At 65.8% G+C, this 14,870-nt stretch carries 17 protein-coding genes and 1 pseudogene; all 18 read right to left on the bottom strand.

The features are described 5' to 3' along the window. Positions 1–103: 103 nt before the first annotated feature. A pseudogene (locus PG878_RS11040) lies at positions 104–588 on the bottom strand (glycosyltransferase family A protein); the annotation flags it as partial. 347 nt (positions 589–935) lie between these two features. Then, on the bottom strand, positions 936–1,889 hold the full coding sequence (locus tag PG878_RS11035) for a hypothetical protein (protein WP_209029230.1): 954 nt from the start codon (positions 1,887–1,889) through the stop codon (positions 936–938). Then, positions 1,889–2,548 carry a class I SAM-dependent methyltransferase gene (locus tag PG878_RS11030; protein ID WP_209029231.1) on the bottom strand — a complete coding sequence of 220 codons (660 nt, stop codon included), beginning with the start codon at positions 2,546–2,548 and terminating at the stop codon, positions 1,889–1,891. Before PG878_RS11030 ends, PG878_RS11035 begins: the two co-directional genes overlap by 1 nt. Before the next feature lie 18 nt (positions 2,549–2,566). Further along, positions 2,567–3,190, bottom strand: a complete 624-nt coding sequence (locus PG878_RS11025; protein ID WP_209029232.1) for a UDP-3-O-(3-hydroxymyristoyl)glucosamine N-acyltransferase — start codon at positions 3,188–3,190, stop codon at positions 2,567–2,569. Next, a complete protein-coding gene (locus tag PG878_RS11020; RefSeq protein WP_209029233.1) occupies positions 3,180–4,325 on the bottom strand; it encodes an aromatic ring-hydroxylating oxygenase subunit alpha in 1,146 nt (381 codons plus the stop codon). The genes PG878_RS11025 and PG878_RS11020 overlap by 11 nt, the downstream gene beginning before the upstream one ends. A 14-nt stretch (positions 4,326–4,339) precedes the next feature. Next, a complete protein-coding gene (locus tag PG878_RS11015) occupies positions 4,340–4,981 on the bottom strand; it encodes an acetyltransferase (protein WP_209029234.1) in 642 nt (213 codons plus the stop codon). Further along, a complete protein-coding gene (locus PG878_RS11010) occupies positions 4,981–5,733 on the bottom strand; it encodes an SDR family NAD(P)-dependent oxidoreductase (RefSeq protein WP_209029235.1) in 753 nt (250 codons plus the stop codon). The genes PG878_RS11015 and PG878_RS11010 overlap by 1 nt, the downstream gene beginning before the upstream one ends. Next, positions 5,730–6,503, bottom strand: coding sequence for an SDR family NAD(P)-dependent oxidoreductase (locus PG878_RS11005; RefSeq protein WP_209029236.1), 774 nt, complete (start codon positions 6,501–6,503; stop codon positions 5,730–5,732). The genes PG878_RS11010 and PG878_RS11005 overlap by 4 nt, the downstream gene beginning before the upstream one ends. After that, entirely contained in the window at positions 6,500–7,540 is a 1,041-nt protein-coding gene (locus PG878_RS11000) for a ketoacyl-ACP synthase III (protein WP_209029237.1), read from the bottom strand. The genes PG878_RS11005 and PG878_RS11000 overlap by 4 nt, the downstream gene beginning before the upstream one ends. Before the next feature lies 1 nt (position 7,541). Next, the gene (locus PG878_RS10995) at positions 7,542–7,766 is read right to left on the bottom strand and encodes an acyl carrier protein (RefSeq protein WP_019801391.1); all 225 of its coding nucleotides are present in this window, start codon (positions 7,764–7,766) and stop codon (positions 7,542–7,544) included. After that, entirely contained in the window at positions 7,763–8,941 is a 1,179-nt protein-coding gene (locus PG878_RS10990) for a DegT/DnrJ/EryC1/StrS family aminotransferase (RefSeq protein WP_209029238.1), read from the bottom strand. The genes PG878_RS10995 and PG878_RS10990 overlap by 4 nt, the downstream gene beginning before the upstream one ends. Before the next feature lie 277 nt (positions 8,942–9,218). Beyond that, entirely contained in the window at positions 9,219–10,706 is a 1,488-nt protein-coding gene (locus PG878_RS10985; RefSeq protein WP_209029239.1) for a sigma-54 dependent transcriptional regulator, read from the bottom strand. Further along, positions 10,703–11,086 carry a response regulator gene (locus tag PG878_RS10980; protein ID WP_010341669.1) on the bottom strand — a complete coding sequence of 128 codons (384 nt, stop codon included), beginning with the start codon at positions 11,084–11,086 and terminating at the stop codon, positions 10,703–10,705. The genes PG878_RS10985 and PG878_RS10980 overlap by 4 nt, the downstream gene beginning before the upstream one ends. Before the next feature lie 15 nt (positions 11,087–11,101). Continuing rightward, the gene (gene rpoN / locus PG878_RS10975) at positions 11,102–12,505 is read right to left on the bottom strand and encodes an RNA polymerase factor sigma-54 (protein ID WP_209029240.1); all 1,404 of its coding nucleotides are present in this window, start codon (positions 12,503–12,505) and stop codon (positions 11,102–11,104) included. Positions 12,506–12,772: 267 nt separating this feature from the next. Continuing rightward, positions 12,773–13,405, bottom strand: coding sequence for a response regulator (locus PG878_RS10970; RefSeq protein WP_017908534.1), 633 nt, complete (start codon positions 13,403–13,405; stop codon positions 12,773–12,775). Positions 13,406–13,496: 91 nt separating this feature from the next. Further along, a complete protein-coding gene (locus tag PG878_RS10965; protein WP_209029241.1) occupies positions 13,497–14,075 on the bottom strand; it encodes a PilZ domain-containing protein in 579 nt (192 codons plus the stop codon). After that, positions 14,072–14,371, bottom strand: coding sequence for a hypothetical protein (locus tag PG878_RS10960; protein WP_209029242.1), 300 nt, complete (start codon positions 14,369–14,371; stop codon positions 14,072–14,074). Before PG878_RS10960 ends, PG878_RS10965 begins: the two co-directional genes overlap by 4 nt. After that, on the bottom strand, positions 14,368–14,787 hold the full coding sequence (fliS, locus tag PG878_RS10955; RefSeq protein WP_209029243.1) for a flagellar export chaperone FliS: 420 nt from the start codon (positions 14,785–14,787) through the stop codon (positions 14,368–14,370). Before fliS ends, PG878_RS10960 begins: the two co-directional genes overlap by 4 nt. Positions 14,788–14,870: the final 83 nt, after the last annotated feature.

Below are 14,870 nucleotides of genomic sequence, written 5' to 3'. Positions count from 1 at the left end.
GTACAGGCATGTTGAGCAGGTCGCGTTGCGCCGGCGTCAGCGTGCGCCGCGCCTGCCAGTCGCGCAAAGCAGCTTGCACGCAGGCGCGCGCGTAGGCGTCCTGGATCGCCTGCAACACGTCCACCGGCGCGCCTGGGCCGCCGGCCAGCGGCCTCACCGTGACCTGGCGCACGTCGCCATCGCCGCGGTACCGGCCTATCGTGCGCACGCCCTGGTTGAAGTTGGCGTGGCCCTGGTCGCCGATGCCGGGCTGATCGCGGCCGGCCTGGCCGTACTGCTCCTCCGACACCCGGAACAGGGTCGGCGGCGTCGCCAGCAGCGCCAAGTAGCCGCGGTGCAACAGCTTGGCGTACAGCGCCAGGTCGCCGACCCAGTTGATCACCTTGCCGGCCAGCGTCATCAGCTCGTCGCCGATCTCCAGCAGGATGTATTCGCCCTAGGCCAGGGCGATGCCGCGCGGCGTTCCACCACCTCGGCGATGGCTTCGGTCCGGTTGTCGTCGCAGATGACCAGTTCCAGCGCCGGATAGGTCTGGGCCAGCACGCTGTCGAGCGTCTGCTCGAAATAGCGGAGCTTGTAGGCAGGCATGACGATGCTGACCAAGGTGTTGCCACTCATGGAGGTCGTCCGTCTCGAAGAAGGAAGGAGATACAGCACTGTTGGACCAAGGCCGGAAAAACCGATGCGACCTTTTACCCGCCTGCGCAATATATGTGCCGACCGGCTCGCTTTCTTGGGCCGCCAGAGCAGCGCGCGCAAGCCGTGCGGGGTGAGCCGCTTCCATGGCATCAGGTAAATGGAGTCGCACGAGCTTTCAGACGCCAGCAGAGATAGCTCCCGCGCGTGCGAAGCTGTTTGCCTCATGCGTTAAGGGGCTTGAGTGCCTTCAGTGTGCCTTCGCCGAAGTTATTTAGCAGTGCCGCATTTCTCGGCCTTCAGTTCAGCAGCGCCGCGATCAAATTGCTGGGGCTGGTGTCCGGCTGGCGCAGCATGATGCGATACGGCTGGGCACCGCTCGCGCGCCGTATCGTACCCATGTCCAGGATCGAACGCCGCATGAAGAAGACCGCACGCGCACTCATCTGCCCTGGGCGCAGCACGCTGGCGATCGCGTCCGCTGAACCGGACAAATAGGTGACTCCATCCGAGGCCTCGGCGACCTGAAGGCAGCCCAGGCTACGCCGATAGAATTCCAGTTGCGGCCCCAGTGCCTGTGCCGCAGCAGCGGCCAGTTCCACTACGACCTCGCTTTCGGGTGCGTGGATCTTCAGGGCCAGCAGCGCCTCCAGGAAGGGCAGCGGCGTGTCCAGTACATGGACGCGTTGGAGTACGCCGTAACCATGCAGCTCGGCCATGACGGCATGCAACTCGTCTTCCGATGTCTGGTCCTGATCGAAGACCAGCATCTGGTCCCAATCGTTGCTTCTGGTGATTGCATCGAGCCTGGTGGCAACCTGATGAGAACGCAGATCCGCGAAGCCGTCTTCAATGAACTGCGGTATCGGTTCATCGCGCAGGCCGCGCAAATGGGTCGAAGTGACGCCGGCAACCGGGAAGCGCAGGAGATCGTCCCGGTCCTGTTCGATTAGACCGGAAATGAAGGCTGGTACTCCCACGATCTGGATACCGAGCGTTGCGAAGAATTCACTGATCACAATGCCCAGGCGCGGGTGCTCTACGTCGGGACGAAGGCAATCCAGCACGATATCTCCCGCGCGCAGCTCGCTCCTGGCAGCTTCGAAGTCCAGCACGGGAATGCCGTCCAGATCATCGGGGATTTTGCGCGGATACACGATGCCCGAGAGTTGAATCGCATTCAGGGCTAGGAACCGCTTGAAGAAGTTGAGCGCTGGGTTCTGCAAGGCCCAGCCGGCTGCATAAATTCGCATCATGGCTTCCTGAATTCAAAGAACATGGTATCGCCGGCCTCGATATTCAGACCTTGGTCGCTACGGATCTGGTGGTGATAGGAGATCACGGTCTTTCCGTCCTTAAGTCCGCAACACAGCGTGGCGAATGCGGCGACTTCTTCAAGCCCGTTTTCGCGTGCAAGCGCACGAACTTCTTCCGGCAAAAAATGGCGGTAATGCCATTTGTAGCCGCCGTAGGGCATGACGCTCTCATTGGGACAGGAAATGAACAGTTGTCCGCCGCGTTTCAGCGACTTGCTCAGCACCCAGAAAAGAGCTTCATGATCCTTGACGTGTTCTAGTGACTCCATGCTCATGACGAAGTCGAAGCAGCCTTCGGGCAGGTCGAAGGGAAACAACTTGGCGGCCCAAATGATACTTGGAGCCGGGATTTTGCGGCTTGCCAGGGCGATGCTTTCCTCCGATCCGTCGATTGCAAGGATCGACGCGTGGGTTTCGCGCGCCACCAGTGCCGCTCCGTATCCGGAACCGCAGAACACGTCCGCGCCGAAAAGCCGGGGATGATCGTTGGGCAAGCGCGAGGCCGCGTAGCGATATCGCCACAAGTGATCGTTGCCGATCAGGTTCTGGTCGAGGGTGGGATATCTCTCTCCGCTTTTTAGCGCGTAGTCTTTCATCGTGCGGCTTCCTTGGAATTAATGACCATAGACATGGATCGGCTCGTCATAGCGGGTGTCGTACACCGTGCGGCTGGGTACATCCCGGTCATACAGGCGTGGCCAGCCCAGTTCGCAGTGGCGGCCGATCCGGACGCTGGGGCCGACCACCGCTCCCATACGAAGGATGGCGTGCGCGCCGATCTCCGTGCCGTGGCCGATGCTTACCCCGACGTCGCACCAACATGAGGGGCGTAGATGCGCGCCAGCGCCGACCTTGACCCCGCTATGCAGCACGGTGTTGTAGTCGATACGGCTGCCCGCGCCGACCACCACGCCGTCGCCGATGAAGCAGTTGCGGCCGATCACGGCATCGGCACCGACCACGGCCGAAGTGCTGACGAAAGGTTCCAGACTAAAGCCGCGCGCCATCGCCAGCTGCATCAGCTCCATGCGCTTGAAATTGCCGAAGCTTTCGTCGTAGGCGATGAACAGCCTGTCCGCAGCCGGATCCAGGCCATCCAGTGCCTGCAGGTCGAAGCTGAAGTCGGGGCATAGCGAAACCTCGATCCTGCGCACGTCGGCCTGCGGCTCGGCCTCCCTCCAGGCATTGAAGACCAGTTCCAGGCAGATGCCGGCTCCGATGACGCATCTAGAGGCCATGTTCTGTCTCCATCAGAGTTGCATACCAGCGTTCCACCAAGCGGTTGGTGAACTCGTAAACCCCTTGGGTCGGCATCGGTGCGTCCATGTGCAGCGCGGATTGCACATGTTCCATGATTTCCACGTCCTCGCCTGTCACCAGCCGGCTGCCATGCATGTGCGAGAGCAAGTTCCAGCTGGAAAAGGCGTAAGGGCTTTTCTTGCGCGTTGTGAACCAATAGATTTCCAGATCGGTTCTGTCCGGGGCCACGGGAATGTGATGTTCCAGGGTGAAGGAATAGCCGCCGTTGGGGCAGGCGATATGCATGTTGGGAAACGCCAGCCAGTTGAAATAGGCGTTCTGTTCGCCCCAGCGCTCGACCATGTCATGGAACGGCAGGGGCTTGGGATCGATGATCTGCGCGTCAGCGCCGGCCGAGCTGAAGCGGCGCATCTCCGCGCGTAGCCCGGTTGGGCTGGTGTCGGCCAAGGGGCGGAGGCTTTCCGCCGCCAGTTCAGTGTCGACGTAGGGGGTGAAATCGATTTCCCGGGCGAGGCTCTTGGGATGGACAAAACGCGGGTGATTGGCGTCGCGCAGGTTCTCGTACGCAAGCTTCCAGTTGAACTTGCAGTGCCAGGTGGTCACCATCACCTCGCCGTCGTACAGGTTGGAGCTGCTTTCCAACATGGAGATGAAGTGCGCGGGAAACTGTTCCTCGATCGGCATCGGGTCACTGTCCAGGTTGACGAACAGCACGTTACCGATGGCGTGCAGGGCGAACTCCCGCAGCCGGAGCTTCTGCTGTTCGGCCCGGCTTATGCGATACAGGGCACGACATTCGGGGATGTTCTTGATCGCGCCGTCCTGGTCGTAGCTCCAAGCGTGGTAGGGACACACCAGTGGACGTCGTCCGATCGGCGCGGTCTGGAGCGGCGCGCTGCGGTGCAGGCACACGTTCTCGAACGCGCGCAACTGGCCGTTGAAATTCTGGATGACGACCGGGATGCCGGCGATCTTGCGGGTGATGAAGTTGTTATTTTCCGTCAGCAGGGTCTTCAGACCGGCGAAAAGCCAAACCTTACGAAAGATCTTTTCCTGCTCACGGGCGAAAATCTCCGGTGACAGGTAGTACTTGGGGTGCATTCGCGAGCGCATGGGTCACCGCCTTGTCAAATATCTTTCTGAAACACGATGCGGGCAGGATTGCCGAACACGCTGGCGCCGGCTGGTACGTCCTTCATGACCACCGCGCCGGCCCCGATGACCGCACCGTCACCGATCTTGACGCCGGGCATCAAGGTGGCGCGCGGATGTACGGTGACGAATTTGCCAATCTGGACACCGCCGCCCATGAACGTCATTGCTCCAACGTGCACGTAGTCGCCGATACTGACGTCGTGCCCGAGCATGCTCTGGGCGTGGATGGTGACGAAATCACCGATGCGCACGTCCGGCCCGGACTGGACCAGCAGGCCGAAGAAGCAGCCCTGGCCAAAACGCACCCGCCGACTCAGGCGGACGTCGGTAAGGATGGGAATGAAGCGCCCGCCTTTCTCGAGGATCGGCAGCGCGTAGCGGTGGCGGTCGTAGGGGTCGCCCATCGCACAGACGAATACATCGTCAGGCTGTGGCACATAGCTCATCGGATCGCCGATGATCGGTGTGTCGACACCGTAGCTGTCTAGGATATCGGCGCGGCTGTCCAGGAACCCGCCGATCAGCCAATCTTTGCCATGCCCGACATCGCCACGCATTTGCTCCAGGACTTCGCGGCCCCAGCCGCTGGCGCCGATGATGAGTGCACGGTCCATCAGAGTACCGCTCCGCCGTCCATGACCAGACTGGTGCCGGTGACCCAACGGCTGGCGTCGGACAGTAAATAGACCGCAGCGTTGGCGACATCTTGCGGTGTGCCCAAACCCAATGGATGGCGCGCGCGTTGCTGCTTCAGTGGTTCGTTATATTCGTTGTCCTCGCCCCAAAGGCGCGGGGTGGGTACGACCGATGGCGAAATCCCGTTGACTCGCATGCGGTGCCTCGCCTGTTCCAGCGCCAAGCAGCGGATGATGCCCAGCAGGCCGGACTTCATTGCTGAGTATGGCCCCACGCCCCGGGTGCCAATATGTGCAGAGGTGGACAGCATGAATACGATGGAGCCCTGCGTGGCGATGGCATTGGCCTGCAGCAGACGTTGGGTCAGCATCACCGGGGCAAGGAAATGAACCTCGTAGATGCGCGTCATCAGCTCTTCCTTCAACTGGCGGATCGGCGACAGCATCTGCCCGCCGAAGCAGTGCACCACACCGTCGATGCGTTGGCTGGCTTGCACCAAGCGCTCCCGGTCCTCCGCAAAAGTCAGATCGGCTTGCACCTGCACATGCCCATCGCCGGCTAGTTGCGAATGCGTTTGCTGGAGGCGTTCGGGATCGCGACCGCTGATGACCAAGCGCGCGCCGCGCAGTGCGCAGGTCAGTGCGATTTCCTGGCCAAGGCCGGATGACGCGCCGGTGACCAGGATGGTCTTGCCCTCTAGGGAAAAGGCTTTGCGGGTGGGATTGCTCATGCGTAGACGTCCATAGGTACGGTCAGACCGCCGTCCACGACGAAGTAGTTGCGGGTCACCCAGCGACTCGCGTCGGACAGGTAGAACACCGCCGCATAAGCCACGTCTTCTGGCTCACCCAGTCCAAGCGGCGTTAGCTTCGCGTGCTCGTCGATGTTGCCGCCACTCTGGTTGAGCCCGTCGAGCATCGGCGTGCGCACATAGCCGGGCGCAATGCAGTTGGCGCGGATACCCTGCTTGGCCACCTCCAGCGCCAGGGTGCGCATTGCGCCAAGCAGCGCCGCCTTGCTGGCAGAGTAGGCGGCGGTAGCGACAGGACCGACGTGCGAGCCTATCGCCGAGATGAATAGGATCGAGCCGTTGGCATTGATGCGTTTCTTCGCCAGCAGGCCGCGCGTCAGTAGCAGTGGCGCATAAACATTGCTGGCGAAGGTTTCGTCCAGGTGCGCTCGGTTCATCAGCCGAAACGGTGCCAGCCGGGCGATTCCGGCCGCGTGCGCGACGCCATCCAGGCCGCCGACCGAGGCCACCAAGCGGTCGATGTCTTCCTGCTGGTCCAGGTTCGCGATGACCTGCGCGTGCCCTTCGCCTTGCAGTGCGGCGAAGGTCTCGACCAGGCGGGCCTCGTTGCGACCGCTGATGACCAGTTGCGCGCCCATCTCCGCGCAGCTCAGCGCGATCTGCCGTCCGATGCCGGACGAAGCACCGGTGACCAGGATGCGTTTGCCCTGAAGCGTGAACGGGTCGTTCGGATCGATGTCGGTACTCACGACTCGATCAACTCCGGAAACACCGCGCCCTCGATATCGATCAGGCAGGTCCCCCACGACAGTCCGATGCCGAAGCCGCACAGCAGCACGCGCTTGCGGCCCGATTCCAGTTCCTTGTTGATGCGCGCGGTCATGGTCAGCGGCAGCGAGGCGCCGCTGGTGTTGCCGAAATCGCGCAAGGTCGAGGGCACTTTCTCCGCCGGCAGGCCGAGCTTCTTGCGGATGGTCTCGTTGATCATCCGGTTGGCCTGGTGGAACACGAAGTAGTCGATCTCGTCCTTGGACACGCCGCTGTAGTCGAGCAGCTTCTGCACCGCCGGCGGCACCCGCTGGGTGGAGAAGCTCAGCACCGCCACGCCGTCCAACTGCAGGTCCACGCCGCGGTGCCAGTGGTCGTTCTCGTCGGCGCGGTACGGGATCAGGTGCTGGATGTCGACCGGCTCGCGCTGGCCGCCCACCGGCAGGATGATCGCCTTGTAGCCGCTGCCGTCGCTGTTCAGGTCGAAATGCATCGGCGCGGCATCGCCGCAGAATTCAAGTGCGGTGGCGGTGCCGGAGTCGGAGAAGATCGGGTCCTCCAGGTTGGCGCTGCGGTCGCCGACCAGCAAAAGGCCCTTCTTGACCCCGCCGGCGGCGATCATCGAACCCAGCAGGTTGATGCCGAACGGATAGGCCGAGCAGCCCAGGTTGACGTCGAAGGCGACCGTGGCGTGGGAGAGGCCGAGCCGGTCCTGCAGGATGATCGCGGTGGCCGGGATCGGATAGTCTGGCGACTGGGTGACCACGATCAGCGCATCGATTTCCTCGCGCTTCCACTGCAGCCGTTCGATCAATACCTGCGCCGCGTCGAACGCCAGGTCCGAAAAGCACTGCCACTCCTGCGCCATGCGCCGCGTCTCGATGCCGATGTTGCGCACCAACCGCTCGCGCTCGGAGCGGATCTGCGGCCGGCAATCGGTGAGGTTGGAGACGATGCGCCTTGGCACGCAGGTCGCCATGCCGGCGAAGCGCACGTTGTGCAACGTGGAGGTCGGCATGTTACGCCCCGGTCAGTTTGTACAGATCGCCGAGGGTCACCACCGCGGCCAGGTGCTCGCCGGTGATGGTCTTGCCGTACTCCATGTCGAACATCACGATCACGCCCAGCGCGGCCAGCGAATCCCACTCGGGCAGTTCGCGCAACACGGTGTCCATGGTCACCTCGACCGGATTCTGGAAATCCGTGGCCGACAGGAAATTCTCGATAAACGTCTCTTGGCTCATGCTGCGGGTTCCACGGGTTGGGCGAAGGAGGGAGGGGCGAGGGTGCGACGGGAATCGGACGCGGGCATGACGCCGCCCGCCGCGGCGATCAGGTCGACGATGGCGTCCACCTGCTCGGCCGCCAGTCCGGGAAAGATCGGCAGGCACAGCACGCGGTCGGCCATCTGCCGGGCCACCGGCAGGCCGGCCGGCGCGGACGAGGGCAGGCCGCGGTACATCGGGAAATCGCTGATCAGCGGGTAGAAATAGCGGCGCACCAGGATGTCGTGGCTGCGCAGCAACCGGTGCAGGTCGTCGCGGGCCAGCGGGAAGGCGTCCTCGACCAGGATCGGGAACGAGGCGTAGTTGGACAGTGCCGGTTCCCGCGGCGCCAGGCAGCGGATCCCCGGCACCTGCGCCAGGCGTTGCCGGTACTGCGCGTCGATCGCCCCGCGCTGCGCCAGCGCGGCATCGATGTGCTGCAGTTGCAGCAGCCCGAAGGCGGCGTTGATCTCGCTCATCTTGCCGTTGATGCCGGTCGCCACCACCGTGGTCTCGTCGACGAAGCCGAAGTTCTTCAGGCGGCTGATGCGCTGGTAGGTCTTGGCGTCGGGGCACACGATGGCGCCGCCCTCGAAGGTGTTGAACACCTTGGTGGCGTGGAAGCTCAGGACGCTGAGGTCGCCATGGCGCAGGATCGAGCCGCCTTCGTCCTTGACCCCGAAGGCGTGTGCGGCGTCGTAGATGACCTTGAGGTTGTAGGTGTCGGCGATGCGCTCGATCGCGGCGGTGTCGCAGGGCGTGCCGTAGCAGTGCACCGGCATGATCGCGGTGGTGTGCGGGGTGATCGCCGCCTCGATCTTCAGCGGATCCAGGTTCAGGGTCTGCGGATCGATGTCCACGAACACCGGCTTGATGCCGCGCCACAGCAGCGAGTGCGCAGTGGCCACGAACGAGTACGGGGTGGTGATGACCTCGCCGGTGATGCGCAGCGCCTGCAGCGCGGTCAGCAGCGCCAGGGTGCCGTTGGTCAGCAGGGCCAGGTGGTTCACCCCCAGGTACTCGGCCAGCGCCTTCTCCAGCGCACGGTGCATGTCGCCGCCGTTGGTCAGGATGCGGCTGCGCCAGATCTGCTCCAGGTAGGGGACGAACGCCTCCAGGGGCGGCAGCAGCGGACTGGTGACGGGGATGGACATGGGACCTGCCTGGCGACGGGTGGAAGTCCCCGGTGCGGAACGCCCCGCCCGGTGCTGTGGAAACGTGAAGCAAGCCACATGCCAAAGGTGCCTGTCCACTGTCGGCGCGTTCGACCGGGATGCAATGCAGACCAGACGTGGCGTGATCGCCGCGAGCGCGCAGCGCGCAGCAGCCCCAGCGCGGGGCCGGTCGCGAGGACGGGCAGGAGGATGGAGACGGCGTCCGACGGCACAACGGGCGCGCCGGGTGCCGTCGCACCCGGCGCCGGGCGCCGGCTCAGCTCGCCAGTTCGGTCTGGTCGCGGTCGATGCCGTACTTGCGCAGCTTCTCGACCAGGGTGGTGCGCCGCAGGCCCAGCAACTGCGCCGCATGCGCGACCACGCCCTGGGTGCGTTCCAGTGCCTCGTTGATCAGCGCCAGCTCGATGTTGGCCATGTGCCCGCGCAGGTCCAGGCCGCTTTCCGGCAGCGTCGCCGCCGCCGGGGCCGCCGCATCGGCGTCGGCGCCGCCGGGCTTGCTGCCGGCGTGCAGATCCACCACGTTGGGCACCCGCCGCGGATCCGTTGCAATCGGCGCTGGTGGGGCCGACACGTCGATGGACGAAGCGAAGTCGCCGCGATAGCGCGCCGGCAGGTCCTGCACCCGTACCAGGCCGCCCGGATGCAGCACCGCCAGGCGTTCGACAAGATTGGTCAGCTCGCGCACGTTGCCCGGCCACTCGTAGCTGCGCAGCGCCTGCAGGGCCTCTTCGGAGAAGCGCACTTCGCCGCGCCCGGTCCGCGCCAGCTGCGCGGCGATGGTGTGCACCAGCGCCGGCAGGTCGTCGCTGCGTTCGCGCAGCGCCGGCATCTCGATCGGGAACACATTGAGCCGGTAGAACAGGTCCTCGCGGAACTGGTTGCCGGCGATGCGTTCTTCCAGGTTGCGGTGGGTGGCGGCGATCACCCGCACGTTGCAGCGGATGGTGACGTTGCCGCCGACCCGCTCGAAGCTGCGTTCCTGCAGCACCCGCAGCAGCTTGACCTGCATCGGCAGGCTCATGTCGCCGATTTCGTCGAGCAGCAGGGTGCCGCCCTCGGCCATCTCGAAACGGCCCTTGCGCGCGCTCAGCGCGCCGGTGAACGAACCCTTCTCGTGGCCGAACAGTTCGCTTTCCAGCAGGTCCGGCGGGATCGCGCCGCAGTTGATGGCCACGAACGGGCCATCGCGGCGCGGCGATTGCTGGTGGATCGCGCGCGCCACCACTTCCTTGCCGGTGCCGGACTCGCCCAGCACCAGCACGGTGGTGTCGAAGGCGGCGACCTGATCGATCAGCCGGCGCAGGCGGGTCACCGCCGCGCTGGTGCCGGTCGGACCGTTGTCCTGCGCGGCACCGGCCTGGTGCTCGGCGTCCAGCCGCTTGAGGCTGGCGCGGCGCAGCAGGGTTTCCAGTTGGGCGTGGCGCAGTGGCGCTTCCAGCTGCCAGACGTTGGCTTCGTGCAGGCCATGGCGCTGCGCGAAGGCCTGCGCATCGCCATTGAGCAGCAGCACCGGCGGCGGCAGCGAACTGCGCGCCACCCAGCCGAAGAAGGCATCGGCCTGGTCCTGGTCGTCGAGTCCGCCGACCAGGATCGCCATCCATTCGGTCTGCCGATGCCGGCCGGGCTGGACGTCGGCCACGTCGGTCACCCAACGCGGGTTGAGGTCCATGAATTCGAGCAGGCTCACGGTCCGCTCGGCGCGCACCGCGTCGTCGTCGATCACCAGGATCCGCGATTCGCTCATGCCGGCACTCCTTCCGTGCGAAGTCCCTCCAGGATCGGCATCACCTCCTGGATGTAGGACAGCTTGCTGACGAAGTTGTCGGCACCGGCGCGCATGGCGTGCTCGCGGTGTTCGGCGTCGTCGAAATGGCTGGCGATCACGATGTAGGGCGCCTGGTCCTGGGTCTTGATCAGGCGGGTGGCCTGCAGGCCGCCCATCTCGGGCATGGCCAGGTCCATCAGCACCACCTGCGGGCGCAGCGACTCGGAGCGCTCGATGGCTTCCAGGCCATTGGCGGCGCTGCCGATCACTTCCATCCAGTCGAGCTTGCGGAAGTGGCGCATGGCGGCGTTGATGAAACCTTCGTGGTCGTCGACCAGAAGCACGGACAGTTTGTTCATAAGCGTCGTTTTTCCTTAGCCCGCACGGGCCAGCAGCGTTTTGCTGCCGCGGCGGCGTTCGCGTGCGGGAGCGATGTCCAATTGTTCACGATACTTGGCGACTGTGCGCCGTGCCACGTTTACGCCCTGTCGCGACAGCAGCCCGGCGATGGCCTCGTCGGCCAGCGGCCGCCCGGCCGGCTCGGATTCGATCAGGCGCCGGACCATGGCGCGCACCGCCTGGCCGGATACCGCGGCGCCTTCCAGGCGTACGGCGAAGAAGTGCTTCAGCTCGAAGGTGCCGCGCGGGGTCTGCAGGTACTTGCCGGTGGTGATGCGCGAGATGGTCGACTCGTGCATGCCGATCGCCTCGGCCACTTCCTTCAGGGTCAGCGGCGCCATCGCTTCCTCGCCCTTGACCAGGAACGCCGACTGGCGCTCGACGATGGCGCGGGTGGTGCGCAGCAGGGTCTCGTAGCGCATCGACAGGCCGCGGGTCAGCCAGCGCGCTTCCTGCAGCATCTCGCGCAGCGGTTGCGCGGCGTCGCCGGCCTCGGCCAGGGCGCGCTCGTGCATCGGGTTGACGGTGACGCGGTGGGTGGTGGCCGGGTTCAGCGCGACACGCCAGGTGCCGTCGGCGTGCCAGGCAACCACGTCCGGCAGCACATGGCCCAGGTCCTGCGGCTGCAGGCTGTCGCCGGGCCGCGGCTGCAGCGACAGGATCAGCCGCACGGCTTCGCGCACGTCGTCGGTCTCGGCGTCGAGCTGGCGTCCGAGCAGGGCGTAGTCGTGGCTGGCGAGCAGGTCGAGGTCGCCGGCGAGGATGCGCGCGGCCAGGTGGCGGCCGGGCACGCGGCCGGGCAGGTCGCTCAGCTGCGCCTGCAGGCATTCGCGCAGGTCGCAGGCGCCAAGGCCGCCCGGGTCGCCGTGCAGCAGGCGCTGGCGGACCGTCTCAGCCTGCGCCACCGACAGGCCCAGGCGGGCGCTGGCCAGTTGCTGCAGGGTGTCCAGCGCGCCGTCCAGGTAGCCGGCATCGTCGCAGTGTTCCAGCCAGAACGCGGCCGCCGCCAGTTCCGCTGCAGGCAGTTCCAGGGCCAGCCGCTGCAGCACGCGCAGGTGCGGATCGGTCGACTCGCCCGCGGCGATGCGCTGCATGCGGTCGTCTTCGCCGTCGTTCCAGCCGGCGGCCGGGATGTCCCACATCGAGGATTCGGGAAGTTCGTCGAATGCCGCGGTTTCCAGCGCCGCATCCTCGTGCTTGACCACCGGCTCGATCACGCCCTCGGCCTCTTCCAACTCGAGCAATGGATTGGTCTCCAGTGCGCGGCGGATTTCCAGTTCCAGTTGCATGCCGTCGAGCTGCAGCAGTCGGATCGACTGCAGCAGTTGCGGCGTCAGATGCAGTTGCTGGCCCAGTTGGGCGGAAACGGTCGGCTTCATGCGGACTTCCTCGGTTCGGCGCCAACCCTCTGGCGCCCGTGGAACGCATAGTGCTTGTCGCCCGACGGTAACAGAATCGGGGGGTTCCTGAGCAGAGTAGTCAAATTCCCGACAGGGTGTCAGGAATTTCCCGACATACGCGCGGCAGGCGCCGGACAGTCGACGGCGCAATGACTGATACGGCGGGGTTCGGCGGGATCGTCACGCCTGCTGACCGGTTAAGGCAAGCGCTATGCCAATCTTCCGTGTCGGGATGCCGTCCCCAGTTCAGCTCAGCTCGCCCTGGTGGCGTGCGGCCAGCAGGACCAGATCGTTGGCGCGGCGGCAGCCCAGCGATTCCATCATCCGCGCGCGATGGGTCTCGACGGTCTTGACGCTGATGCCCAGGTCCGAGGCGATTTCCTTGTTGCTTTGGCCCCGGCCGATCTGGCGCAGGATCTCGCGCTGCCGCGGCGACAGGGCGGCAATGCCCACCGGGCGCTCGCGGCCAAGCATCGGCGCGATCATCTTGGAGGAGATCTGCGGGCTCAGGAACACCTGGTTGGCGCTGGCCGCGCGCAACGCCAGCTCCAGCTCCAGCGGGGCGGCGTCCTTGACCACGAAGCCGGTGGCGCCGCGGTCCAGCGCATCGCGCACATGCACCGGATCGTCGTGCATCGACATCATCACCACCCGGGTCTTGGGCGAGCTGTGCAGCACGTCGGTGAGCGCGTCCAGGCCGCTGCGCCCCGGCAGGGACAGGTCCATCAGCACCAGGTCGGGACGGTGCAGGGTGGCCAGGTCCACCGCCTGCTGGGCGTTGCTGGCCTCGGCGACCACGTCGACGTCCGCAAACGTCTGCAGCAGCCGGCTCAGGCCGGCGCGTACCAGGGTGTGATCGTCGACGATGATGACTCGCACGGTGCAGGTCCTTCTATTCAGAGCCGCACCTTAGCCGAGCCGCCCGCCGCCGCCAACCTCGCCGTGGCGGTCCGGGGGGCGGTATGCCGGCTCAGCGCGCGCGCCGGCTGTCGGCGATCTGTCGGCGGTGGAGCCGGAACAGGTGGCGTTCCAGGGCCTCTTGCAGGCCCGGCGGCTGTGTCTCGAACCGTAGCCAAAGTTGCACGACGCCTGCGGTGGTGGCCTCGGCCAGCACCCGTACCGGCAATTCCAGGTGGTCAGGGAGCCAGTCCGAGGGCTGCAGGCGCAGCAGGCCGGCGGCACCGGCCGTGGCGCCCGAGCGCGCGCCCAGCTCCAGCCGCACGCCCCGGCGCGACCAGCACAGCGGCCGCAGCGGCAGGGCATCCTCGTGCTGGCGAGCCAGCCGGCCCAGCAGCACCAGCATCAGGTCGAGCTTGGCCTCCATGCGCTGGGTCTGCGCGGTGGACTCGCTGCGGTCGTCGCTGCCGTCCTCGCCGCGCAGATCCTCGATCTGCGCCAGGCTGCGCAACAGCGCCTCGCCCGCGGCCAGCCGGCCGGCACCGTTGCCGAGACGGAAATCCGCCGGCAGCGCCAACTCGCAGCTGAGCGTGTCGTGGAACAGTTCGGCGTCGGCCGGATGCTGCGCCGCGCCCTCCGGGCCGGCGTTCATCCCAGCAGTCCGGCCTGCGAATAGAGCCGCGCGGCATGGCTGGACTGGCGGCTGGCGCGCAGCCAGGCCGCGGCATGGTCGCGTTCCATGCGCATCTGCGCGGTCACCGCCTGCTGCAAGGCGAGCAGAGGCTTCAGCGCCTCGCGCGAGCGGTCGGCGCCGTCCTGCTGCAGATACGCCTGCAGGCGCCGCGCGTGGTCGGTGACCATGGCCTGGGCCAGCGCGTAATCCTCGCCGCGCAGGATCTCGCGCAGTTCGTGCAGGTCGTTGTGCAGGTCGGCGAGCTGGATGCTCACGATGCGTTCGCCGTGGCCAGTTCGCGCTGCTGCGCGGGAATGGCGGCCCAGGCCGCGTCGATCTCGCTGAGCAGTTCCAGTGCTTCGTTCAGCGCGGCATCGTCGTTGTGCAGGTTGGCTTCGGTCAGCCGGTGCATCACGTAGTCGTACAGCGCCGACAGGTTGCCGGCGATCTCGCCGCCGGCCTCGTGGTCGAGCGAACCGTTGAGATGGCCGACGATCGCGCAGGCCTCGCCGATCGCCTTGCCCTTGCGCGCCTGGTCGCCCTGCGCGAGGCAGGCCTGGGCCTGGCGGATGCGCTGGCAGGCGCCGGCGAACAGCATGGCGACCAGCTTGTGCGGATCGGCATCGGTGACGCTGGTGGAAATGCCCATCTTGCGATATTGCTCAGCGTACTGGCGGCTGGAACCGTACATGGAAAACTCCTCGGGTGGATCGGCTGGCCTCCGCGCCGTGCCGGTGAGCGGCGACGCTGTGGCGGTTGCTGCGGCCAATCCGT

The organism is Xanthomonas hawaiiensis (assembly GCF_031834635.1).
Classification (GTDB): Bacteria; Pseudomonadota; Gammaproteobacteria; order Xanthomonadales; family Xanthomonadaceae; genus Xanthomonas_A; species Xanthomonas_A sacchari.
Note: the sequence above shows the minus strand (reverse complement) of the source record. Positions and strands in the feature narration are given on the sequence as shown.